General features: G+C 62.5%; 19 protein-coding genes. 3 read left to right on the top strand and 16 right to left on the bottom strand.

What is annotated here, in order from left to right; all coding sequences use genetic code 11:
- Positions 1-137: 137 nt before the first annotated feature.
- The 5 genes from ACSR1C_RS17635 to ACSR1C_RS17615 form a co-directional block, all read right to left on the bottom strand.
- The gene (locus tag ACSR1C_RS17635; RefSeq protein WP_054540640.1) at positions 138-2138 is read right to left on the bottom strand and encodes a type IV secretory system conjugative DNA transfer family protein; all 2001 of its coding nucleotides are present in this window, start codon (positions 2136-2138) and stop codon (positions 138-140) included.
- An 8-nt stretch (positions 2139-2146) separates the two neighbouring features.
- The gene (locus ACSR1C_RS17630; RefSeq protein ID WP_460260485.1) at positions 2147-4480 is read right to left on the bottom strand and encodes a relaxase/mobilization nuclease domain-containing protein; all 2334 of its coding nucleotides are present in this window, start codon (positions 4478-4480) and stop codon (positions 2147-2149) included.
- The gene (locus ACSR1C_RS17625; protein WP_460260486.1) at positions 4467-5048 is read right to left on the bottom strand and encodes a helix-turn-helix domain-containing protein; all 582 of its coding nucleotides are present in this window, start codon (positions 5046-5048) and stop codon (positions 4467-4469) included. Before ACSR1C_RS17625 ends, ACSR1C_RS17630 begins: the two co-directional genes overlap by 14 nt.
- Positions 5049-5566: 518 nt before the next feature.
- Entirely contained in the window at positions 5567-5773 is a 207-nt protein-coding gene (locus tag ACSR1C_RS17620; protein WP_007120662.1) for a hypothetical protein, read from the bottom strand.
- Between the two features lie 537 nt (positions 5774-6310).
- Positions 6311-7240 carry a DUF2493 domain-containing protein gene (locus ACSR1C_RS17615; protein WP_460260487.1) on the bottom strand — a complete coding sequence of 310 codons (930 nt, stop codon included), beginning with the start codon at positions 7238-7240 and terminating at the stop codon, positions 6311-6313.
- 862 nt (positions 7241-8102) lie between these two features.
- Here ACSR1C_RS17615 and ACSR1C_RS17610 point away from each other — a divergent pair.
- Entirely contained in the window at positions 8103-9113 is a 1011-nt protein-coding gene (locus ACSR1C_RS17610) for an AAA family ATPase (RefSeq protein ID WP_054540636.1), read from the top strand.
- Positions 9114-9166: 53 nt separating this feature from the next.
- Positions 9167-11707 carry a S8 family peptidase gene (locus tag ACSR1C_RS17605; protein ID WP_054540635.1) on the top strand — a complete coding sequence of 847 codons (2541 nt, stop codon included), beginning with the start codon at positions 9167-9169 and terminating at the stop codon, positions 11705-11707.
- 94 nt (positions 11708-11801) lie between these two features.
- On the opposite strand, the gene ACSR1C_RS17600 is transcribed toward ACSR1C_RS17605, so the two are convergent.
- On the bottom strand, positions 11802-12095 hold the full coding sequence (locus ACSR1C_RS17600; RefSeq protein WP_328705655.1) for a rhomboid family intramembrane serine protease: 294 nt from the start codon (positions 12093-12095) through the stop codon (positions 11802-11804).
- Here ACSR1C_RS17600 and ACSR1C_RS17595 point away from each other — a divergent pair.
- On the top strand, positions 12064-12483 hold the full coding sequence (locus ACSR1C_RS17595) for a hypothetical protein (protein WP_054540633.1): 420 nt from the start codon (positions 12064-12066) through the stop codon (positions 12481-12483). The genes ACSR1C_RS17600 and ACSR1C_RS17595 overlap by 32 nt on opposite strands.
- Before the next feature lie 46 nt (positions 12484-12529).
- Here the strand turns inward: ACSR1C_RS17595 and ACSR1C_RS17590 are convergent, their stop codons facing one another.
- The 10 genes from ACSR1C_RS17590 to ACSR1C_RS17545 form a co-directional block, all read right to left on the bottom strand.
- Positions 12530-13066 carry a hypothetical protein gene (locus tag ACSR1C_RS17590; protein ID WP_235974563.1) on the bottom strand — a complete coding sequence of 179 codons (537 nt, stop codon included), beginning with the start codon at positions 13064-13066 and terminating at the stop codon, positions 12530-12532.
- Positions 13067-13221: 155 nt separating this feature from the next.
- Positions 13222-13950, bottom strand: a complete 729-nt coding sequence (locus ACSR1C_RS17585; RefSeq protein ID WP_054540632.1) for a DUF736 family protein — start codon at positions 13948-13950, stop codon at positions 13222-13224.
- 124 nt (positions 13951-14074) lie between these two features.
- Positions 14075-14377, bottom strand: a complete 303-nt coding sequence (locus ACSR1C_RS17580) for a hypothetical protein (RefSeq protein ID WP_054540631.1) — start codon at positions 14375-14377, stop codon at positions 14075-14077.
- A gap of 100 nt (positions 14378-14477) precedes the next feature.
- Positions 14478-14939: a DUF6915 family protein gene (locus ACSR1C_RS17575; RefSeq protein ID WP_054540630.1), complete on the bottom strand. Its 462-nt coding sequence runs from the start codon at positions 14937-14939 to the stop codon at positions 14478-14480.
- Between the two features lies 1 nt (position 14940).
- Positions 14941-15327, bottom strand: a complete 387-nt coding sequence (locus tag ACSR1C_RS17570; protein WP_054540529.1) for a DUF6878 family protein — start codon at positions 15325-15327, stop codon at positions 14941-14943.
- 123 nt (positions 15328-15450) lie between these two features.
- Positions 15451-19713, bottom strand: coding sequence for a strawberry notch-like NTP hydrolase domain-containing protein (locus tag ACSR1C_RS17565; RefSeq protein WP_460260488.1), 4263 nt, complete (start codon positions 19711-19713; stop codon positions 15451-15453).
- 106 nt (positions 19714-19819) lie between these two features.
- The gene (locus ACSR1C_RS17560) at positions 19820-20095 is read right to left on the bottom strand and encodes a type II toxin-antitoxin system RelE/ParE family toxin (protein ID WP_071974127.1); all 276 of its coding nucleotides are present in this window, start codon (positions 20093-20095) and stop codon (positions 19820-19822) included.
- Positions 20082-20381: a type II toxin-antitoxin system RelB/DinJ family antitoxin gene (locus ACSR1C_RS17555; protein WP_074838673.1), complete on the bottom strand. Its 300-nt coding sequence runs from the start codon at positions 20379-20381 to the stop codon at positions 20082-20084. The genes ACSR1C_RS17560 and ACSR1C_RS17555 overlap by 14 nt, the downstream gene beginning before the upstream one ends.
- A 104-nt stretch (positions 20382-20485) precedes the next feature.
- Positions 20486-21142 (bottom strand): DUF6927 domain-containing protein, encoded by a 657-nt coding sequence (locus ACSR1C_RS17550; RefSeq protein WP_054540627.1) that lies wholly within the window; start codon positions 21140-21142, stop codon positions 20486-20488.
- A 102-nt stretch (positions 21143-21244) separates the two neighbouring features.
- Positions 21245-21838 carry a hypothetical protein gene (locus ACSR1C_RS17545; protein ID WP_054540626.1) on the bottom strand — a complete coding sequence of 198 codons (594 nt, stop codon included), beginning with the start codon at positions 21836-21838 and terminating at the stop codon, positions 21245-21247.
- Between the last annotated feature and the right edge of the window lie 36 nt (positions 21839-21874).

Raw genomic sequence — 21874 nt, 5'->3', positions numbered from 1 at the left:
AAACAAATCACCAGGCGCGCGGCCTTCCATCAATCGGTCCAAGATGTCTTTATCGATGCTCATACGTGGGTCTCCTCTTCGAGCAGTTACCACGTCAGGGCACAAAATTCAGGATAGTCCCCGCTATGCCCGCCTCCTTATCGAGCAACCAGCTTTTCGCCATCCCCCTCCCGCAGCATCGCTTCCATGTCGTCCAAGCCATCGACTGCAGAGCGCATCTGGGCCTCATCATCCACGCCCACTGTCTCGGCATCTGCAACCCGGCTCTCAAAATCCATCTCTATCTGTCGCTGTTCCTCGGCGATAACGGCGTGAACGACAGGCGCGGTCTTCTTTGGAGCGGCGTCGGCTTGGCCTGACGGTTGACCATCGCCAGCCTGGCTTGCCCTCTCCACATCGGCTTCTGTTCCCCCTGGCACATCCAACGGCGGCGTCATCGGCATGGCGCGCACACTCAGCGGCAGCGTGCCCTGCGGTCCCCTGTCCCCCGGCTTCGGAAACGGCAACTCGCCTGATTGCGCCGCGTGGATCGCCTTGAACAGCCGATCGTCAAAATATTGGATCCGCTTCGCGCGGACGGGCATCTGGGCATCGATGACCATGACGATTTCGTCGAGCGGTAGGCGGCGCGCCTCATCTTCGGGCAGGAGAGAGCTTTCTTCGGTCCGTGTGGATTGGCTGCGCCCTTCAAAGGGGTTCTTGCCGATGGACTGCGAGCGCGTGACGACGGTTTTCGTGGTCTTGCCGACCGCCTTGCTCAGCTCTTCGACGGTTTTTTCATCCGACGGCGTCAGGTAAAGCTTGACGCCCGCGTTGCCCTGCAAGGCGCGGCGGGTGTTCTCGCCATAGATTTCATCGAGGGCGGGGATGGTTTGGGTGACCACGGCCAAATGGCCGCGATAGGTGCGCAGGGTCTCGATGCTCTCGACCACGATGGGCATCTTGCCGAGACGATTGAACTCGTCGAGCATGATCATCACGGGCCAGGGTTCATCCGGCCCGGGATCCTTTTCCTGCATGGCGGAGAGGAGATCGGAGAAGAAGAGCCGGATCAGGGGCGCGAGGGGTTTCACCATCAGCGGCTGGACGACGAGATAGACCGAAAAGGGCTTTTTCCGGATCGTGCGGAAATCAAAATCCGACACCGCCGTCGCCTCATCGATGGCCGGGTTCTGCCACTGGTCCAGCCCCGAGGTCATCAGGAGCGAGACATAGGAGGTCAGCGTATCGTTGTTGGTCGAGGCCAGCCGCGTGAAGATCAGCTTGGCGGCCCTGTTATCCACCTCGTGGCCGCGGGCGAAGTATTCCTTCTGCTTGTTCCCCCCCGACGCGGCAATGCGGTAGATCTCGCCCAAGGTCGGGCGCTTGCGCTGGAAGGCCAAGAGACCCGCCGCCACGAAGAGATCGATCCCGCCTTTGAGCAGGCCCTGCACCCGGTCATTGTCGCTCTGCAGGAAGAGCGTCGCCAGGAGCTGCAATTCCATCTGCTGGCGCGCGGGATCTTTCAGCTCAAAGATGCGCAGGAGCGGGTTGTAGCGGTGCGTGCGCTTGCCCTCCCAATCGGTGGGGGCAAAGCGATAGACCTTGTCGCCTTGGGCTGCGCGATGCCGGGCCGTGGCCTCGAAACACTCGCCCTTCACATCGAGCGTCACGGCGGAGCCTTGCCAGGTCAGCAGGTTCGGAATGACGAAGCCCGTGGTCTTGCCGCGGCCCGTGGGCGCCACGATCAGCGCATGCGGGAAAACCTTCGAGCAAATGTAATTGGCGCGGGAGCCCGGCGTCCCCAGCTTGCCGAGGATGAACCCGGTCCCTGGCGCCCCGAAGAACCCATTGGCCTTCATCTCGCGCGCGGTCTGCCAATGGGTCTGGCCAAAGCCTGTCAGAGCGGACCCCGAGAGGGCGAGGCTCAGCATCAGGCCGGCGGCGGCGAAGCTGCCGATGATCAGGTGAATAAGTTGCGCGTCCTCCGGGCGGCGGTCCAGGATCGCCAGATAGTTCTGCGCGATATATGCAAAGTCGATCTCGGCCCCAAAGCCGAGATCCTGGTAAGTCAGCACCGCCGAGGCGATGGTATAGCCCATGGCCCCGGTCACCAGCGTCACAAGCAGGACGCCCGTGGCGATCCGCGCTTTTCCCATGGCGGCGCTCAATGGACCTGTCCCCGCTCGGTCTCGCCATCCACGTCTGTGGTGCGGTGTTTTTCATATTCGGTGTCGGCAAGATCATCGACCACCTGGCGCAAGGCCTCCGTGTTGGCCGTCGCGGCATCGGATTGCAGATAGACCTTGGCGACATAGAGCCGGTCGAGGCGGTCCTCGAGAACCTTTTCCAGCGCATCGGCATCACCGGATGTGAGCCGCTCAAGTTGACGGTCATCCAGCACCCGCGCGATCTCGGTTCGGAAGGCGTCCCGCTCCGCCTCGGTCTCGAAAGGCGCGGACAACTCCCCCGCCCGCTCATGGTCCAGGACACGCGCAATCTCGTCTGCGAGGCGGTCGGTACGGCCAGACTGCGAAGCAGTTTCACCGCGGGCTGCGAGGAGTGTGTCGCGCGTTCCAGACCCAAGCCCATCGCGCATCTCGGTTTCGCGGCGGACCTGATTGATGGCCTCCGTGTCCCGGATCTCGACGACGGCTGCATAGGTCGCACCGAGCCCACGGGCGAGGTGGGACGGCATGTCCGGATAGCGCGCGCGCAAGTCATCCGTGACTGCATCTGCAACGGGCGTGCGGACGTCGCGTCCCTCCATGATCCGGTCGACCTCGCGAGTGATCTCGCTGGCGCGGGCCGCATCGGTAATGGTCTCCCTGTAAGGCTCAGACCGGTCGATCACATCGCCTGGGCGTGCAAGCAGGTCCGGGTGTGCTTCGAGATACGTGCGCTGCTCGGTCTCGATCCGGCGCTCCGCCCGTGAGACAACCTCCCAGTCCCGGTCCTCGATCTGCTGCACTGTCAGGCCGTCTGCGCGCATCTCCTGACGGATTGTCCCTTCCATCGCCCGGACCGCGTCCCGGTGATAATGGAACCGCTCGCTGACCGGTTCCGCTTCCATGACGCCATCCCGGCGCAGCACGTTCTCCCGTTCCAGGAGCGTGCCAAGCGCGACATGCACATCATTGAGAATGTCGCGCGCCTGTTCCAAATCGGCGCGGCGTTCGAGGTTCAGATCGCGCGCCTCGGCCATCTTGGAGAGATCATTGGCGATCCATTGATGCTCCAGCGCTGCATTTGAGGCGCCCGTCTCGATCCGGGCCACCACTTCCGATGTGCTGATCCCGGTGCCGTGTAGTGCCGCGTCAATGCGCGATCTCAGATCGGGCTCTGCCAGACGCTCGCGCTGGCTGGCGTCAATATTGGCTTCGGAATAGATCCCGCCCTCCGAGGGGGTCTCTGACAGCGCGGATGATCGCAAACCGAGAGGCTGCATGTGCTGGACCTGCGTCTGGATCTCGATGAGACGTTTTTCCAGCACGGGACGTTCCGCGTCAGACTTCTCGGCGATCATGCCCTGCACCCGCGCGAGCTTTTCCGCATAGAGGCTTCTCAGATCCTCGAAACTTTGATCCTCGGCCATATACACATCTCCTGTTCGGTCCACCTGTCCGCTATGCGCCAACACCTCGCCCGCGCGGAAGAGTGCCGCGGCGATGTCTTCCCGGGCCTCCCGGGAGGCCTCTGCGGCAAGCGAATGGTAGACGGTTCTGGTGTTGGCGATCTCCGCCAGCGTCCGGGTCAGGTCCTGCCCCACGCGTTCGCGCTCGCGGGGCGCGCGACCCTCTTCTTTCGCCGCATAAACCTCGCTGGTGCGGGCTGGGTAATGCACGACGCCGCGCTCCACCCGCCGCGTGGCTTCCAGCCGCACGCCGTACTTCTCCGCCTCCTCGACCATGGCGAGGCGGAAATCGTCGTAGTTGAAGCGGTGGTTGCGCCCCAGAAAGAAGAACTCGCCTTCCTGCGAGCGGCGGTTCAGCACCAGATGCGCATGGGGGTGATCGCGGTCCTCATGCACCGCGATGATGTAGTCGAAATGCCCCTTATCAGTCTGGAAGAACCGCTCGGCCACGTCCGTCGCGATGTCGCGCACATCCTCCCCACGCGTGCCGATGGGGAAGGACATGAGCATGTGGGTGGTCTGTCCGAGCTTGGGCTTGAAGCCCGCATCCCACCGCTTGGCAAAGCGCTCCGTCAGGTCCTTGATGTCACCCGCCTCGAGCTTCGCCTTGCCATCCAGGAACCCGCTACTGTCCACGATATGTGTGGACTTGGTGGTAAGGTAGTCGAGCTGGTTTGCGAGCTGTGATTTGGTATGCGTACCGCCACCCCGGATCGCCTTGAAGACCGCTGGCCGATGCCCGGCTGCCGCGCGCACAAGCTGGCTCTGCTTGGCCACGTGCAGCCCTTGCATCGAGCCCCGGACGCGGCTCCAGCCATCCCGAAAGACCTCGCCCGTGACGGCATGGACGGCATCATTCAGCCGCATGGGCAAACTCCCTCAGCGCGGCCGTGGCCTGCAGCTGCATTGCGTCCCGACGGCGGCGCAGAAGCAGATCGATCTCGTCAGCAGAATCCAGGATGAACCGCGCCAGCCCGCGCATCTGCGCGAGGCGCAATTCGGTGAACTCCGAGCCAGCCCCCTGCCCCCGCCGGTTGGCCTGCGTCATCTGCTTGGCAATCTGCGCGACCCCATTGCCGACCTCGTGCAGCGAGGCGCGGTAGCGCGCCATCTCGGCCGCCATCTGCGCGTCCGGAACGAACACCCCACCCGCCGCCTGAATGAGCCGCCGCAGCCCCTCGGCACGGCTCTCGATTCCGGCCTCGGCCAGCACCTCGTCGAGCGCCGCAAGCTCCGCAGCCGTGACCTTCACACTGATCGCTGAGACCGGAATTGCGGCATCCGTCTGGCGCTCGGCATCGGCTTTCAAGACGTAGCGCACGGCGCGCGATGTAACACCGAACCTCGCAGCCAGCTCGGACGTCGACACACCCTCCGCGGCCTCGCGGACGATCTGCATCTTCTCCATCTCTGTCAGGCGTTTCGTTCGGGACATGCGGAAGAAAGACCCCCTATTTCCTGCCACCTTCCATCAAGGCTGCCCCTACCTTACGATAATATACCTAGCTGTCAATTATATACTTACGTCGCATTCAGTCTCAGGCAGCCTTGGTGTCCGCTTCACGCCGCGGCCCGCAGGGACGCGGCTCTGCCGCCCTCACCACCGGGCGACCTACCTGTCCTAGGGGTCCCGTCCGCCAGCCCCGCCCGAGGCTCTGGCCGAACGCCAAGTGTTCGGACGGAACCGCGGGCGGGCGCAAACCCCACCGACAGGGCGGACAGGCAGGGTCAAGGAGGGCCAGATTTGGGCCCCCAAATCTCTGCCGCAAAAACCGGGAGGCCCTGGCCGATGGGTTTTTGTGGATGGCCCCCTTGAGGCTGACTGGCCGGTCTGTCGCTACCTGATCATTCCGGGCGGAGTGCGTCCGTTGAACGCGCAGCGACCGGCATCCCTGGAACAGGGATCGGGCCGCCCCAAGATCGTCCTGGGACGGCCCATCCTCGTCAGAGGATTTAGTCCTGGGGATCTTTCGCGCTCGGTGGGAACATCACCAGCTCCGAGACCGCGACCGGGAAGTCGAGCTTGAGGCTGAAGAACTCCGAGCCGTCCCCGTTGCGGGTGTTGCGGAACATCGCGCCCACGCGCTGAAAACGGGTGCGCTCCTGGCCATCGGTATCGGTGAACTTGACGGGGACGGTGGCGACGTAGTGGTTGGTCATTTGGGTTACTCCTTGTTGCGATGGGGATCACCCGGCACGGGGCAAGAGGCCCGGTCGCAAGCGCAAATGCGGAGGGTCCGCGGCTAGCCGTGGAAGCCGTATTTGTGCTTGCCGAAGCGTGAGCTGAGGGCACGATTGGGCCGACCCCGTGCGATCCACATCAATGAGCAAAAAGGAGAGACCCGGATGACCCTTGCCATCACGCAGCCGCCACCATCCGCGTCCGCGTCCCGCCGAGCCTGGCCGGGGTGCTGACGGAGCCCGCCCGCGTGGATGCGATATTCCGAAACACCACCCGAGGGACGCACAAGTCTTCAGCCTCAAGTGCGACGTTTCGAGCCTTCGTGTCTTGCGATGCTGACGATGTGCGTGAGGTGCGCACCATCCCCAACCCGTACCGATGCGGATGGGCCGCACTCTGACGGACTGGGTAGAGGGATAACGGTGCTGGACGCCGCGAGCTGCCGATCACGCGTGACCGATCGCACGCGCCATGAGACATGACGAAAGGGCCGCGCCAAGCGCGGCCCCCTCTCTTCAATCCTGCGACGCCTTCTTCGCCGGGTCCGCAACCCGCATGACCGTCAGACCTTTCGCTTCCGCCTTCTGCCCGAGGTTCAGCGCGACCCCGTTGCCGCCGAAGAGTACAACCCCCGTCGCCGCGAACTTGTCGTCCAGCATTTCGTCGTTGCACTTGAACGGTGCCGCCCGCCCATGCGCGGACCAGCGCGGATCGAAGCGCGCCTGCGCGACCCCGCGTGCCCGGGCCCACCGAGCCGCAATCATCTCCGCCCCGTGCTTGCCACCCTTGTGGCAGAGGAAGATCTCCTGGTTGCGGTTCTGCTTGATGCGCTCGCGAACCTTGTCGAGCGTGTTGAAGATCACATCGACATCGGTCCAGTCGGTGGCGCCTGAGACGATCAGGGGAACCCCCTCGACTTTCGATTTCTCGGCAGTCTCGCGGTCGTGCTGCTCCAGGAGCTGCCGCGCCTCGAAGACCGCCCCGGTCTCTCGCGCGCGGACGCTTGCGCGCGACCCGGCTGCCGGGATGAAGGCGTGGCCCGTTTCGATCTCGTAGCATTCCGCCGCCGCCTCGCTCATCACCTCAATGGCGCTGACGATCTCGCGCAGCTGCACGAAGCGGGCCTGCGCCTCTTCGAGCGCGGTCTCGGCGATCTCCGATCCGTCGTGGGATTTTGCCAGCGCGCCGATCTTGTCGGCGGTGCGGTCGACCTCCTTGCCAAGCGCCACTTTGCGGCGCTGCAGGATGGTGGCGAGCCCATGGGCCAGCGGTTCGATCTCTGCTTCAAGCCCGGTCCCGCGCAGCTGACCGAGCAAAGCCTCAAAGCTCTCGCGGATGATGCGGTCGGTCAGGATGTGATCTTCCGGGATCGGCAGCTGCGCGTCCTTCTCGGTCAGTCCGAAAAGCTCTATGGTCTCGTAGGTGTTTGCAGTGTCGTAAGCCATGTCTGGTCTCCAGTATTCAGTTGCAAGGCCACCACGTGAGTGTGGGGGCATGGCCGAATGCCTGGTTTCCGAATCTGCCCGGGTCAGGGACGGCGCAGCCGCCGGCTTGCCGGGCGCAAAAGTTTTCCGCGCGCAGCACCCGACACATGCGCGCGCTCGCGCACGGGACCGCCCCCGCCACAGGCCCCGCCCTCGCCGAAAAGTTTTGCGATCCTTGACGCGGGCTGATTTGGGGGCCATCCGGAGGATATGCTTCCGCACTCATGTGTGTGTGTTTTGACGGTAGGTTTGCCCGACCCGAGCAGGCAAACGGCCCGACCGGACGCGGAAGACGGATGAAGCGGCGGGATCGTTTTGGTCTCAGGCCAAAACAGACCAGAGCGCAATCCGGCGGAGCGGCCGGGGAGGGACGTGCTCGCGAGGCGGGCAAACCGGGATGCCGGGTGCGACGCCGCGGTGAGGCCGCATGGCCGAATGCGCGACGGACCGAAGGGCCGTTCTCCCCTGCGACACGCGAAGCCGAGCAGGGGAGGCCGTAAGGCTCTGGCCACGGTTGATGTGCAGGGACTACGCTGCCGACTATAGGGATTGCTTGTCCAGGCATTCGACGTGATGGGCGGGAAGCTGCCGTTTGCCGCGGGAGCGAAAAATCGGAGGGAGTTCAGCTATTGCCGACATTCGAGATTGAAGCGACCGCACTGAACACATTATCGCCACTCGCTCAAGTTCTGGAGCCGCTCCAAGACCTTTTCGATGGTGCAGATTCACCGTTTGAGGTAGAAGCTTTCGCAAGGTGAACCGTCATCTTGATTTCGGCGCAGGCCTTGGCGCAATGAGCTTTTTCGAAAAGGAGGAGTAGGTGATGACTACACGACAGATTCTTGCCCTCCTCAATTCGCACATCGAGGGCGACGAAGATCAGTTCCTTTCAGTGGCTTTGCAGATCGCCGCGCAACAGGCGCGCGAGGGGCGGGCCGATGACGCGGAGAAGCTAAAGCGTGTCGTGCAGAAGGCGCGCGATCGGCGGCGCCTTGGCTCTCCGACAGGGGTACAGACGCCGATTCCGATGGCTCGCCCACGGGCCGAACTTCAGGGGCTTGTCGAGAGCACTTTCCCAAAGATTACCTTGGGCAGCATGGTGCTGGCCGACGATGTGCGGAACCGACTCGCCCGTGTGGTCCGTCAGCAAGAAGAACGCGCCACGTTGCGTCAATTCGGTCAGAAGCCCACAACCCATTTGCTTCTCGTTGGGCCTCCCGGAACGGGCAAGACAATGACGGCCTCGGCGTTGGCCGGTGAGCTTCGGTTGCCCTTGTTCACCGTTCGGCTTGAGTCCCTTTTCAGCCGGTTCTTCGGGGAGACCGCAGGCAAGCTCCGGATTCTGTTCGATCAAATTGCCCAGATGCGTGGTGTGTATCTTCTAGACGAGTTCGACGCTATAGGCGCTCGCCGAGGTGATCCGAACGACATTGGCGAAATTCGCCGGGTCCTGAATTCGGTTCTCGCATTCATGGAAGAACCCAATTCGACGGATAGCGTTGTGCTGGCCGCGACAAACCATGTTGAAATTCTAGACGAGGCCTTGGCTCGCCGGTTTGACGAGGTGGTGGAATATTCGCTGCCTGAAACTGAAGCGGCGCGGGCGATTATTGAAAAGCGGCTTGGCAAGTTCAAGTTGAGCGCGAGGTCTTGGTCCTCATTGGAGCCGGCATTGGCCGGGTTGAGCCCGGGCGAGCTTGTACGCGCCACGGACTCTGTGGTGAAGGACGCAATTATTGACGGCGTGACAAAGATTTCGGCTGACTCCCTGCGCTCGGCCCTGCATGATCGCCAGACCCTTAAGGGGAAGTTTCGCAAAGGCGCGAACCTATAGCCGTGCACGCAGAGCGTGAATGGTGAACCCAATAAAATTGGAAGCAGGGTCTGATGGCGGATCAAAGTGATTTCGACGCGCGTAAGCATGTGCACATCCCGTTCGACGTGTTCCGGGACGAGGTTGGTTATTCCTACCCGAAGCAAAAGATGGACAAGAAGCCGCTTCGGGAAGATTACGCGGCACACGCCCAGAACCTTCTCGACCAATTGGCTGCCGCGTTGGGTGAGATACCTGGGGCGGGGCACGACAACCGTTTGCCCGTCGAGGGGCTGAAGCCCGGGAAGATTGTTGAAGTGGGCACCATGCCGCCGCAATCTGCCCGCTCTGGCGCGGTGAAACTGCCTAAGAACTTCGAGTTTCCGCAGGAAGATGTGGTGGTGCTTCGATCAGATCGGCGAGACGACCGAACGGAAAGCGCCCTCATTTTTGTACCGGATGATGCCCGTGCTTTTCTGCGGGGCAGGCTTCAGGGGTATGGAAAAGACCCTGGAAACCAAGCACGGCAGGACCTTGACCGATTTGAGCGGATTGAGACGATCCAATCCGCAGTGGCACGATCCCTCTTCGTTGGTCCGGCGGACTTCGATTCTTCCGATGCCGTTTGGTGGGAACTCTGGGTGCGCGGTGGCGCGAATATAGCCGAAGGTGTCTCTGCGGCGGCTCAACATGCAGACCTTGAGGTTCATCAGGACCGCCTCTTTTTCCCGGATACGACCGTTCTTTTCGTGCACGGATCGGCGGCCACGGCAGCGGATTTCGCTGGCAGGGTGCTGGGAGCGCTTGTGGAAGTGCGAAGGTCAACCGCCACGATTGAGCCTTTCCTTGACAGGCAGGGCAATGGTGTCGGACCGGAGGATTGGGTTGCCGACCTTGTGAATCGGGTTACCCCGCCGCCTGCGGACGCAAATGCGGTCTGCACATTGGATACTGGTGTTGCGGGTGGGCACCCGCTGATCGCTCCCGGGCTGCGGGGGGCTTGGGCCTATGATGCGGCTTGGGGGACGGATGATCACCATCCAGATGGCGGACACGGCACGCCGCTGGCCGGACTAGCGCTCTATGGGGACTTAGAGGCCCTAATGAACGACATGCGGCAAGTGGAGCTTTCCCATGCAGTCGAGTCAATGAAGCTCCTGCCGCCGCCCGGATTTGCGGATACTGCACCGCCCAATCGTGGTGTGGTCACTGAGGGTGCCGTGTCTCTTGTCGAGGTAGAGCGACCGAATGTGCGGCGGGCCTTTTGTATCGCAAATTCATCTGGTTTCTACCCACCCGACCGTCCGTCAACTTGGAGCGGAGCCCTAGATCAAATTACCTCAGGGGCAATGCCCGGTGATCAGGAGCCGGGGGTCCAAGCCGCAGAACGCCCTAAGCGCATGGTCGTGGTTGCTGCCGGAAATATGCTCGGCGGAATGCTGGATGACGTAATTCAATCGCATCCGTTAGAAGACCCATCGCAAAGCTGGAATTCGCTCACCATTGGTGGGTTTACTCGAAAAGAAACACCTCCTGTCACGCCGCCGGGCCTTGGTGTGGCGGTTCCGGCAAATCATCGAAGCCCTTTCAGCCTAGGCTCAACAGAACTTGCAAATGATTTGACGCCGATCAAGCCCGAGGTTTTGTTCGAAGCTGGCAACATGTCGGTTGATGCATTCAATTTCTGCCTTTGGCAACCGTCCTTATCACTGCTTGCCCCCGGCTCCGATGTGTTCAACCAACCGCTTGTGCCATTTTGGGCGACCAGTGCGGCTGCAGGGGTGGCGGGGAATTTCGTGGGTGGCTTGCAGGCTGCCCTGCCTGATCTGTGGCCCGAGACGCACCGGGCGTTGACTGTAGATTCTGCCTCGTGGCCCGAGCCGATCCGAAAGCACTTTATTGGTCCGCGCGGTGCGCATTGGAAAGGCGGGAGCAAAGGAAAGAAGCAAAAGGCCCTGCGTGAGTTCGGTTATGGTGTTCCGAACCTTCAACGAGCCGTGTTCTCGGCGCAGAACGATGTGACGCTTGTTGCGCAGGCTCCGATTCAGCCCTTCGCCCCCAGTGATGCAGGCGGCCCGCCAGTTTTCAACGAAATGCACTTTTATGACCTCCCGTGGCCGAAGGCAGCCCTGGAAGAGATTGAAAATGGCATTGTCATGATGAAGGTAACTCTTTCCTATTTCATTGAGCCGAATCTTTCTGGCCGCGCCGCAACCCGCCCCGAGACTTACCGTTCGTTCGGGCTTCGATTTGCCATGAAGAAACGCTCGGATACAAAACAACAGTTCCTACGGCGCGTTTCTGGGCATCAGGAAAAGGGCACCCCGCCTGCAGAGACGGAAAAGGATTGTTGGCTCCTCGGCCCAAAAGCGGTGCAAGCCGGTTCGCTCCACTGTGACCTGTGGCGGGGCAAGGCGATTGACCTCGCGTTGCACGACGCGATTGCGATCTATCCTGTCACCGGGTGGTGGAAGACCCATTCAGGGCAGAAGCGTTTCAATGACAAGGGGCGCTATGCGTTGGTGATTTCGATTTCCGCGCCAGGACAGCCCGTCAACCTTTACACTGAAATCAGTGCGATGGTTGAAGCCAAACAGATCGAAGCGTTGGTCTGACCACGACCCGCCAAACGAATGACAACTTATGAGGGATGCAACTGCAGCATTACGGGACGGTTTTGGATGTCTTCTTTGGGCCGATTGTACTGTTTCATTCCAGATCGACGCCGCCGAGGCGCGGCGCATGGACATGCGTCCGGACAAGGACTGCAGCGACCGCGCCCGCGATAGCGCCGAAGAGATGAGCCTCCCACGAAACGCCAGGTTGGCCCGGAAGAACGCCCCAGATAATGGAGCCATAGAGGACACCGACTACCAGTGCCGCGCCCAGCGTGGTCAATGAGCGATCCACGAAGCCGTGCGCGACGAGGAAGCCGAACCAGCCGAAGACGAGCCCTGACGCACCGATATGGATGGCGGAGCACGAACAGCCAGACGAGACCACCGCCGAGGCCGATCACCACGGCGTTCACAGGCAGCAAGGCCCTCGTGGTCGTGGCCATCAGCAGCCCACCCATCACCAGGATCGGCGGCGTATTGGCCATAAGATGCGCGAAGCTTCCGTGCAGCAGCGGCATTGCGATGACGCCATCCAAACCACCGGGCTGCCTGGGGATCAGGCCGAAGGCTGGGTTCAAACCGTAGCCGACGATCCAATTGACGACCTGGACTGCCCAGAGCAGCGCGACAAAGGCGGCAAGCGCCGCGGCGCGCCGAAAGAAGGCGCGCATGTGATCTCGGTTCATCATGTTGGCGACAGTAGACGTCCTCACAGCGCCTTCAACGGCTTTCGCGCGCTGCACAGGATGCCACCTCCAGGAAAGGGGGTTTGAGGCGGCCAACCTCGGTACGGCTCAAGCCAAGAGAATCGCTTAGGTCTTACACGGTGTTCCCCGGGCGAAAGGGCTGCGGTGCACGCTCGGGGCGCTTCAGTGCTTCGGCATATTTGCGGGCATTGTCGTCAATCGTGCCGTGCCAAAGCTTCGAGACGAAGGCCCGGGCGTCTTGGACTGTCATGTCTTTCAGCGAAGAGGACAGCGCCATGAAAAGCTCATCCTCGCTAATTGCAGCGGCGCGGTGCATGGCATCCGCGTAAAATGACGGCTCGTTGAGAACCTGCTCGCGCAGCGGCATCCGCGCGAGGTTCTCCTCCGGGATCGCCATGAAGATCGTGTCCTGAACTTCGGTCAGATAAGCGCGGCGCGATGTGGACACCGGCTTTCCCGCCGCCTTGGCCTCCAGAAATGCCTGCCTTGTCCTGTCGAGCTTTGCCCTTGCATGGGTCATGATGACATCACGCTTGCGGTTAAGCAGCGCAAATCCGGTGCAACGCTCGATATGAGCAAGAAGCTCTGCAACCTCTGCTTCTACATCAAAGCTCTCGAACCACGGAGCTTTTCCCAGTCTCGCCACCATGCGCCTACCTTCGTCTATTCAATAATATATTATCGTATATCATATTCAGCAGATCGCAAGCAGATGGCGCCCGTCATGCAGCCAAACATGGAAAAAGGGGAACCGTGATCCCACGGCTCCCCTTTCGATTCAGATCGTCTCCCCTCGCGCGCCGATTAGGCGACCAAGGAGAGCCCCGCGCCCGCGTCCTGCGGCTGCTCACCGCTGTCGATGAACGGGATGATCGAGAAGGTCTGCCCGCCGCGCTGTTCTTCGTTCTGCACGGCGTTGACGCGCAGATCGCCATCGGGCGTGTTGATCAGCAGCGACAGGTAGTCATTGCCCGTGCGGCTGCTTTTCGCCATCCAAGCCGAGCCGACGCGGATCGGTGCGCCCCGGGGCGAGCTGACCTCGATGCGGTAATCGGGATGGGTCTCCTCGGATTTGTAGCTATTCTCTATCAGCATGAACTCCAGATCGAACATCATGTTGGCGATGTAGCCGGTGAAGGCGTTGTCGGCGTCCATGGCGGTGAGCTCGCCCGAGATCGAGCCGGATTTCATCAGGCCGTTCGAGACCAGCGGGATGATCTCGAACGCGCCGCTTTGGGCCGCGCGCGCCTCTTTCGTCTGCACCGCGTTGACCCGGAACGGACCCAAGCCGACATCGATCTGCATCGAGATGTAGGGGTTGCCACTGGTGTTTCCGGTCTCGTTCCAGGCTGTGCCGATGCGCACCTTGCGGCCTGATTTGTTGACTGCCGTCACGTCAAAATCCGGGCTGCGTTCGGACATCTTGGCCCGCGACTCCAACTGGATGGCGATGTCAAAGCGTGACGAGTGGATCATGCCGGTGTACTGAGCGGCTGCGGTCTCAACATTGCGGGTGAGGGTTCCTGCGAACATGGGATGGTTCCTTTTGGATTGGCCGGTGCCTGAAGTCCTTGCCAGCGCATCCGGGATTGCTTTCTCGACCCCTTGAGGGATCACAAATCAGAAAGCCTGCTTTCCTTTCAGCCCCGCCCAAAGCTCAGAGCTGCCGTCCGAGAGGGAATGCCCCCGTGCCTCCGGGTGCTGCGCCCCTCCCCTGCCCGTCTGGTCTTGATCGGCTACCTGGATTTTCTGCGGCGTCCTTCGATTGCGCGACGAAGAACTCCGTTTCTTTTCCGTTCAACCGGTGCCCGCCCCGGTCGGTCAGACCGATGCAGCTACCATTCGGCACATAGGTGATGAGGTACTGACCGAGCCGGTCCTTGTGGACAACGTAGCCGGTATTGGCCCAATGCACGGTCTGGCCGGCATCAACGGCCGCCTTGATTTCATCGAGTGTCATGCGAACCTCCTCAGGAAGAATGGTGGGGAAACGACGCAAGAAGCCCGGTCGTCCAACCGGGCTTCCGTGCGGCATTCAATTGGCAAAAAGCCGGGTCCTGTCAGGCACTCTGCGCCGCTTGCATCGCGCGCGCCGCCATCCAATCTTTCAGGCCAAGAACCGTTCTTCCGGCGGCGACCTCGGAGGCCCAGGCAACCCTTGGGTCACCGCAGGGCTCGGAGCCGGCGTGCCGGTCGATGTGGCCATTGGCCATCCATGGCTCAGGCTGTATCCGTCGCAGCCAGTCCGCCATACTCGGAATGCGGCCCTGACAGTCTTCGCGGACATGCTGCTCGCCGATCCAGCGCACGGGAATGTCCCGACCTGCGCTATTGGTCAGGGTCAAGCCGAAGACACGTTCGGCCTCAAAAAGGCCTTGAGCGTGGTGGCGCATGGCTCGGTGCGTGAAGAGCGCGAGGTGCTCTTTCGAGGCGTCAAACCAATCGTGCACAGACTGATAGTCAGATGGCACCCCGCCGAATTTCCGGGCAGAGCTTTCGGCATGATGAAGCGGATGGGCCATCTCACAGCCCCTCGTCATAGCTGTGCGAGCATTCGACATAGCGGTCCGCGTGATCGAGGGTGATGCTGTCGTTGCGCAAGTCCCAGGTCAGCGTGCCGTAGCCGCCCTCGTTGTTTTCGAACCCCGGGTGATGGTGATAGGCGAGCGACCAGGCGAAGTCGCCAACCTCTGTGGCAAGCGGCTCCGGTAGTTTGACCTCTGCAGGCTGCACCGTCACATCCTCGACATTGCCAGAGTCGCCATAGCCTTCGTATTCGGCAGTGACCTCGCTGATGCCAAGCGCACGTAGTTGCGCGAGCAGCTCCGCTCGGGACGCCTTCAAGGTGGTTTCGCGCTCCGCGCGCCACTGAGCCGCCATTGCGGCATAATCGATTTGGGGATTGGTCATGGGTCCGTCCTCTTCTCTGAATTTGGGGGGGGCCGGGCCTGGCATTGGTCAGCGCGCGCCCGGAAAACGCAGACCGGCCAAACCCCGATCCGCGACGCCCGGCCCAAAGCCCGCTTTGACTTTTCAGGCGGCTTGTTCTGACGTCATGGCGGCTTCCTGCCCCACGATCCGGGCCAGAATGCTTCCCGTGTCGATCCCGTCCCCATGCGGCAGGAACACCCGCAGCTGGAAGGAGATGATCTCAGTGAAACACCCCATTGCCTTGAGGCCATCAATCATGCCCCGATCCGCGCCGCCCAGCTCGAGGCGCATCTCGCCTGCGACACGGCGACGGGTCAGGGTCAGACCCCGGCCCAGATCGACAGGCGCGGTGGTGCCGAGGGCGGCGGTCAACATCTCCTGCGGTGTTTGCGGGTTGGAGACGAGGAAGCGGGCGCGCAGCGCGGCCGCCCCTTCCTCGCTCAGCGTGCGCCCGATCATGGCGGTCGCCCCATCGGGCGTGACCCGGTAGATGCGCTCATTGGTGGTCGGAATGTCCTTCCAGATCGGCAGCAGCAGCCCGGTCAGCAGGTAGAGCTTGGTCGTGGTGGTTTTTGGCAGGGACGCAGCCTCTGCGTCCCAAAGCTGGGTGAACTCGCGCCGCTCAATATCTTCCCAAGCCGAGGACTCGAACCGCGCCTCTTCGAGATAGCTCGACCCGTTTGGCCGCACCACCTTGCGCATCAGCGTGACGATGTCCTCGTCATACATCTGCATGGGCCGCGCCGAGATGAGCGCCGCGCGACCCGAGGCGCGATTGACCATCGGCAGCTTGTCGGGGTTGCGCGACAGGGCGTCATCCGCCGACAGCACGTGGACCGGGTCCGTCACCTCAAGTCCGATGATCCGCGTCACGGCGCCAGATTTCGGGCAGGTCCAGAGATCCTCTGTGGAGACCTGTCCGATCTTTTCGCCGCGCAGGGTTTCCACGCCGAAATCGAGCGTGCCCGCCGCGCGCGCCCGTTCGGTCTGATCAGCGATCCGGCGCATGAACTCGGCAAAGAGTGCGTTCTGCATGTGGATGGGAAGGGCCAGAACCCGGTTGAGAAACCGCTGGATCGGGGGAAGCTCCTCAAGGAGCACCCCGTCCTTGTCGATCAGCCGCAGGACCGTCCAGTCGGTGAAGCTCTCGTAGCTCATCGCCTCAGCGCGCCCGGCGGCAAGATCGGCGAAATACCCACGCAGCGCCGCCCGTGCGATCGGGCTTTCGAGATTGTCCTCCTCGCGGAACATGCCCTGCGAGCCGGTCTCGCGCTGACCCTTGGTCAAGGCCCCCAGCTGGTCGAGGCGTTTGGCTATAGTCGACGTGAAACGCTTCTCGCCATGCACATCGGAGGTGCAAACGCGAAAGAAGGGCGCGCTGACCTGAGCCGAGCGATGCGTGCGCCCGAGCCCCTGGATGGCCGCATCCGCACGCCAGCCTGGCTCCAACAGGTAGTGCCGCCGCCGTTTCTGGTTCTTTGCCGTTTGCGCCGCATGATAGGAGCGGCCCGTGCCGCCCGCATCGGAGAAGATAAGGATATCCTTCTCGCCGTCCATGAAGGCTTGGGTCTCGGATGAATTGCTGCTGGCGGCGCGTTTCTCGATGAAGAGGTGGCCATCGTCCGCCTTCAGAGGTCGGATCGACCTTCCTGTCACTTCGGCCACGGCATCGTCGCCAAAGGCCCAGAGGATCTGATCCAGCGCCGAAGGGATCGGGGCCAGCGTCATCAACTCCATCATGGCCGCATCGCGCAGGGCAAGCGCTTCGCGGGAGACAACCAGCGCGCCGGTCTCATCCCGCAAGGGTTCCGCCACCATGTTGCCGTCGATCTCGACCAGCTTTTGCGCATGAATCGGGAAGGCCTGTTCGAGGTAGCCCAGCACATAGTCGCGCGGCGTCAGCGCGCCCTCGACCAGCTCGTCCTCCGGGTCCATCGTCTCAAGCCGACGTTTCAGCAGGCTTTCGCCTGTAGAGACCACCTGAATGACGCAAGCCTTGCCCGCTGCCAGATCGTCCTTGACTGCGCGGATGATGGTCGGGGCTTTCATGCCCATCAGGAGATGGTTGAAGAAGCGCTGTTTCGTGCTCTCGAAGCGGGACTTGGCCGAGGCGCGTGCGGCCGAGGCATTGGTCTCGCCCGAGGCGTCGTTGACGCCAGTCGCGGTCAGCGCAGCCTCGAGATTGTGATGAATCGTCCGAAACGAGTTCGCGTATGCATCGTAGATCTCGATCTGGGCCGGGGTGAGCGCGTGTTCGAGCACGTCATACTCCACGCCGTCGAAGCTGAGGGCGCGGGCCGTGTAGAGCCCAAGCGTCTTGAGATCGCGGGCAACCACCTCCATGGCGGCGACACCGCCGGCTTCCATCGCCGAGACGAAACTCTCGCGGCTCGGGAAAGGGTATTCGGGGCCTTGCCCCCAGAGACCGAGACGCGCGGCATAGGCCAGGTTGTGCACGCTCGTGGCGCCCGTGGCCGAGATATAGAAGACGCGAGCGCGCGGCACGGCCAGTTGCAGTCGGAGGCCAGCAAGGCCCTGCAGCGAGGGTTTGACCCCCCTGCCCTGCTCAGACCCTGCCGCGTTCTGCATGGCATGGGCCTCATCGAAGGCAAGAACGCCGTCAAAGTCTTCACCCATCCAGTCCAGGATCTGGCTGAGCCGCGTGGTGCCGCATTTGCCCGCCGAGCGCAGCGTGGCGTAGGTCACAAAAAGGATACCGTCGCCCATCGGGACGGGCTGGTCCGGTTTCCATTTGGAGAGCGGCTGGATGTCGGCTGGCGAGCCGCCGAGATCGGTCCAGTCGCGGATCGCGTCCTCGATGAGCGTGGCGGATTTGGAGACCCAGATCGCCTTCCTGCGCCCGGAAAGCCAGTTCACGAGAATGAGCCCCGCGCATTCGCGGCCCTTGCCGCAACCGGTGCCGTCGCCGAGGAAGTAGCCGAGGCGATAGGCCCGTGCATCCGGGTCATCATCGGCGCGCGTCAGCTTGGTCTGGTCGTCATCGATGGTAAACCGACCGGGCAGGTCGCGCCCATGGGCATCATGCGCCATGATGATGGTTTCCAGCTGCGCCTCGGAGAGATCGCCCTCCTCGATCAACCGTGCGGGCAGGCGCAAGTCATCACTGCCCGCGCCTGAGGGCACCGGCGGCGCGACCGAGGCCATGGCGATGCTTTCGACCAGCGGCGTGGGATGTTCCTGCGCACCCGCGATCTCGATCCGCTGCGGACGGTAGCGCGCATAGATGTCCGAGATGGGCGTGTTGTCGCGCGGGGCCTCAAGGCTTGTGAAGCTGAGCGGACGGACGGCATTGGCCCGGGGTTTGGAGGCGGCGACAGGCGCAGCGGCGGTCTTGCGCGGGGCAGATGATGGAACGGTCGGCCGAGCATGAGGGATCGCTTCAGCCCGTTGGGCGGGGCGCATCTCGGTCCGGGTCGCGGCCACGGCGTCGACAAAAGGAAGGGCTTCATCCAAATCGCACACAATGGCGCGGATCATCTCGCCGTCCTCCTGCACCTTGTCGAAGACCATGAGCTGGGTTTCCACCGAGGTGCCGAGCTTGCGGTAGACCTGCCCCGGCATCGTCAGCGCCAGTCGCGGTGTCAGGAGACCGCAGGCGCGGGACCAATGCGCGGCATCGCGTTCGGGCGTGAACCCCGGCGGCATGATCGCCACCAGCCGCCCACCGGGCGCAAGGCGCTTGGCAGCCGCGATGAGATGCTTGGCGGCGATGTGCTTGTCTCGGGAGCGATCGACCGAGGAGGCGAAGGGCGGGTTCATCACCACGACGTCGGGCAGAACCGGCACCTGCAGAAGGTCGTCGATATGCTCGCCGTCATGGCCCATCACCTCGCCCCCGAAGACGGCCCGCAGCAGGCGTTGGCGAAACGGATCGATCTCGTTGAGCAAAAGCGTTGCACCGGCCCGGGCGGCGAAAGCAGCCAGGGCACCGGTGCCAGCCGAGGGCTCCAGCACGGTCTCGCCCTTGCGGATCGCCGCAGCCCGCACCGCCATGGTCGCGAATGCCAGCGGTGTGGAAAACTGCTGCAGCCGGATCTGCTGCTCGGAGCGGCGGGTTTCCGTCAGGAGCCGCGAGGCAAGCAGCCTTGCAGCGGCGATGTCACCTGCCGCGCCGTCCCCACGCAGCAGCACCTGGATGGCCGCAGCCTGCATCAGGTCATATGCCATGCGCCAGTCCCAGGCATCGCCGGCATCGCTGCCATGAAACGTCTCGCGCATGATGCGCGCGAGCGCTGAGCTACGCAGGGGCTGGTAGTCGACCTCCGTGCCGATCTGCTCGAGGGCAGAGACGAGGTTAGCGTCGGATTCAACAGGATTGGGGAGCGTTGAGCGGTGCTTGGACATGGGGGTTTCCTTTGGATCAGGGTCTGAGTTCCAAAGGACAAAAAGCCTGCTCTACACTTTGAAGGCGGAGAGCGGGCAATTTCTTAGCGGGGGGCCTGCACCCCGATCATGGCCACTGCTGCGCAGCATGAAGAACGCGCAAAATGGTCACCATCTCAGGGCTTTCAGCATAGACCACGATGTAGTTCGGCCGAACAACCATCTCCCTAGTCCCGTCCACACGGCCCGCGCGGTACATCTGAGGGCGTTCTGGAAGGAGGGACGTCTTGTGTTCAATCTCGTCTTTGAGAACTTGGGCGGCATCCGGGTTGTCGTCAGAGATGTAGTCAATGATTGCCAGCAAGTCGGCTATGGCCGTGGCTTTCCATTCAAGATTTGGCAAGGCGCTTCCCGTCAATCAATGCCTGGGCGTCTTGCATCGCCTTGGCATGGGGCGTTGTGGGGCTTGGATCGTCCAGCGCTTCCTGTACCTTCGCCCGGAACCAGGCGTCATAGGCATCCGGATCAGCGGTCAATCCGGCAGGCAATCCGCCTTCTGCGGCCACGCGGGTTAGAAGAATACGCACCGCGTCGGAGAGCGTCAGACCGACGCCCGCAAGTGCGTCCGACGCCTGTGCTTTCAGCTGATCGTCAACACGGACATGAAGCATGGATGTTTGGGCAGGCATGGATGGTCCTCCAGTTGATGGGAATGATGTATCTCATTTGAGATACGAATTCAAGTCGGCAGTATGTGCGCGCGTAGTCCCGTGGTGTTGTCTCAGCGGGAAATTCAGCCACCCTGCCCCGCTAGGAACTCCGCCAGCACAGGACTGGCCGCGACTTTCGCAGAGCTGAGCAGCTCCGAGCCCGCAAGCGAGGCCTTCGACAGGCGTACGAGCCCACCGGTTTCCTCGATGCGGTAGCAGCGGCGTTTTTGCCGCCCACGCCTGTAGTGTGTCGCGGTGACGATCTGGCAGGTGCTGCCATCGGTGAGCGTCACGGGTGCTGCGAGCCGGATCTTGTCGCCTTCCTCGTAGTCAGGGATCGAAGCCCAGTCCCGGCAGCGCTGGCGCCAGTCCTGGGCGTAGCTGTCCGGGTCTTTCAGGTCGGAGAGGAGCTCGATCAGCCCAAGGGGAGCACGAGACTCGTTCGGGCCAGCGCTTTCCTCCATGTCCTTGTAGCCCCAGCAGCCGTCATCGTATCGGGTGAGGAAGACAGCCCCGAAAGTGATGGAGCCATCCGCATCGGTCACATAGGTCGTGTCCTCGACCGGCGAGCCATCGATACCTGTGACCCTTGCCGCCGCATACCAGGTGGAGCCCACCTTGCAGGCCTTGATCAGTTCGGTTCTGCGCATTTCGCCCTCGAAGGTGCAGAGCCGGGCGATTTCCGCTTTCTCATCCGCGTAGGATTTGACGCGGCCGTCGGTGTAGAAGAGCCAACCCATCTCAGAGTCCTTTCTGTCACTGGGGAAATTGTTGTCGCCAATGTCCCGAGAGGGCCGCAGGCCCGGCAGGGTATTGGCGATGCGTGTTTGAGAATGGGCGCGTTACGCCACCCTCCGGTCATCGATTTCCATCAGGGTATCGAGCGGCACGCGGTAGGGCTGCATGGCGTCGAAATCCTCGCAATTGCCGCAGTTCTGCACGATCGCGAAGGTGTCGCAGGCATCCTTGAGGATGACCCGGAAGGTGCCGCCGAGGCCCGAGGGCACTTCGTAGGTCCCGCCGATGAGATAATCCGAGGCCCGGCGCACGAAGACGCGGATGCTGTGGCCATCGGTGGCGAGCCGGATGGCCCCTCGCCCCCGGTCGATGAGCACCTGCACGTCATCCAGGATGTCGGTGTAGAACTGGCCGGTCAGATCGCGAAACGCCATGCGGCGCTGCGCCATCCAGTCGGTATCCCGAAATGGGTTCATGCCGTCGGCGAAGGCGAAGGAGGGATCGGCCTGTTCGGTGGTGACGATACGGGTGGTCGTGCCATCGATGCCGTTCGAGCGCAGATGCACACCATTGCCGACGATGAGGATCAGGGCCGGCCTGTCCACGGGCCCGTTCCAGTTGGGCAGGAAGGTCTTGCAGGCGCGCGCATGGGCGATCTGCGCCGCAACTGCGGAGGCAGAGAACTTGAGAATAGCCATCGGGATGTCTTTCTGTTCGGTTTGGAAGAGGGTCGA

It is taken from the genome of Actibacterium sp. D185-2 (assembly GCF_054954595.1).
Note: the sequence above shows the minus strand (reverse complement) of the source record. Positions and strands in the feature narration are given on the sequence as shown.

What these genes read in the sequence shown, in the direction of transcription:
- ACSR1C_RS17630 (WP_460260485.1), bottom strand. Translation starts at nt 4,480, where the DNA reads ATGCGGCTGAATGATGCCGTCCATGCCGTCACGGGCGAGGTCTTTCGG.
- ACSR1C_RS17625 (WP_460260486.1), bottom strand. Translation starts at nt 5,048, where the DNA reads ATGTCCCGAACGAAACGCCTGACAGAGATGGAGAAGATGCAGATCGTC.
- ACSR1C_RS17595 (WP_054540633.1), top strand. Translation starts at nt 12,064, where the DNA reads ATGGCGGAGCACGAACAGCCAGACGAGACCACCGCCGAGGCCGATCAC.
- ACSR1C_RS17610 (WP_054540636.1), top strand. Translation starts at nt 8,103, where the DNA reads ATGACTACACGACAGATTCTTGCCCTCCTCAATTCGCACATCGAGGGC.
- ACSR1C_RS17550 (WP_054540627.1), bottom strand. Translation starts at nt 21,142, where the DNA reads ATGGGTTGGCTCTTCTACACCGACGGCCGCGTCAAATCCTACGCGGAT.
- ACSR1C_RS17580 (WP_054540631.1), bottom strand. Translation starts at nt 14,377, where the DNA reads ATGACACTCGATGAAATCAAGGCGGCCGTTGATGCCGGCCAGACCGTG.
- ACSR1C_RS17565 (WP_460260488.1), bottom strand. Translation starts at nt 19,713, where the DNA reads ATGTCCAAGCACCGCTCAACGCTCCCCAATCCTGTTGAATCCGACGCT.
- ACSR1C_RS17590 (WP_235974563.1), bottom strand. Translation starts at nt 13,066, where the DNA reads ATGGTGGCGAGACTGGGAAAAGCTCCGTGGTTCGAGAGCTTTGATGTA.
- ACSR1C_RS17545 (WP_054540626.1), bottom strand. Translation starts at nt 21,838, where the DNA reads ATGGCTATTCTCAAGTTCTCTGCCTCCGCAGTTGCGGCGCAGATCGCC.
- ACSR1C_RS17575 (WP_054540630.1), bottom strand. Translation starts at nt 14,939, where the DNA reads ATGGCCCATCCGCTTCATCATGCCGAAAGCTCTGCCCGGAAATTCGGC.
- ACSR1C_RS17570 (WP_054540529.1), bottom strand. Translation starts at nt 15,327, where the DNA reads ATGACCAATCCCCAAATCGATTATGCCGCAATGGCGGCTCAGTGGCGC.
- ACSR1C_RS17555 (WP_074838673.1), bottom strand. Translation starts at nt 20,381, where the DNA reads ATGCCTGCCCAAACATCCATGCTTCATGTCCGTGTTGACGATCAGCTG.
- ACSR1C_RS17605 (WP_054540635.1), top strand. Translation starts at nt 9,167, where the DNA reads ATGGCGGATCAAAGTGATTTCGACGCGCGTAAGCATGTGCACATCCCG.
- ACSR1C_RS17615 (WP_460260487.1), bottom strand. Translation starts at nt 7,240, where the DNA reads ATGGCTTACGACACTGCAAACACCTACGAGACCATAGAGCTTTTCGGA.
- ACSR1C_RS17620 (WP_007120662.1), bottom strand. Translation starts at nt 5,773, where the DNA reads ATGACCAACCACTACGTCGCCACCGTCCCCGTCAAGTTCACCGATACC.
- ACSR1C_RS17635 (WP_054540640.1), bottom strand. Translation starts at nt 2,138, where the DNA reads ATGGGAAAAGCGCGGATCGCCACGGGCGTCCTGCTTGTGACGCTGGTG.
- ACSR1C_RS17585 (WP_054540632.1), bottom strand. Translation starts at nt 13,950, where the DNA reads ATGTTCGCAGGAACCCTCACCCGCAATGTTGAGACCGCAGCCGCTCAG.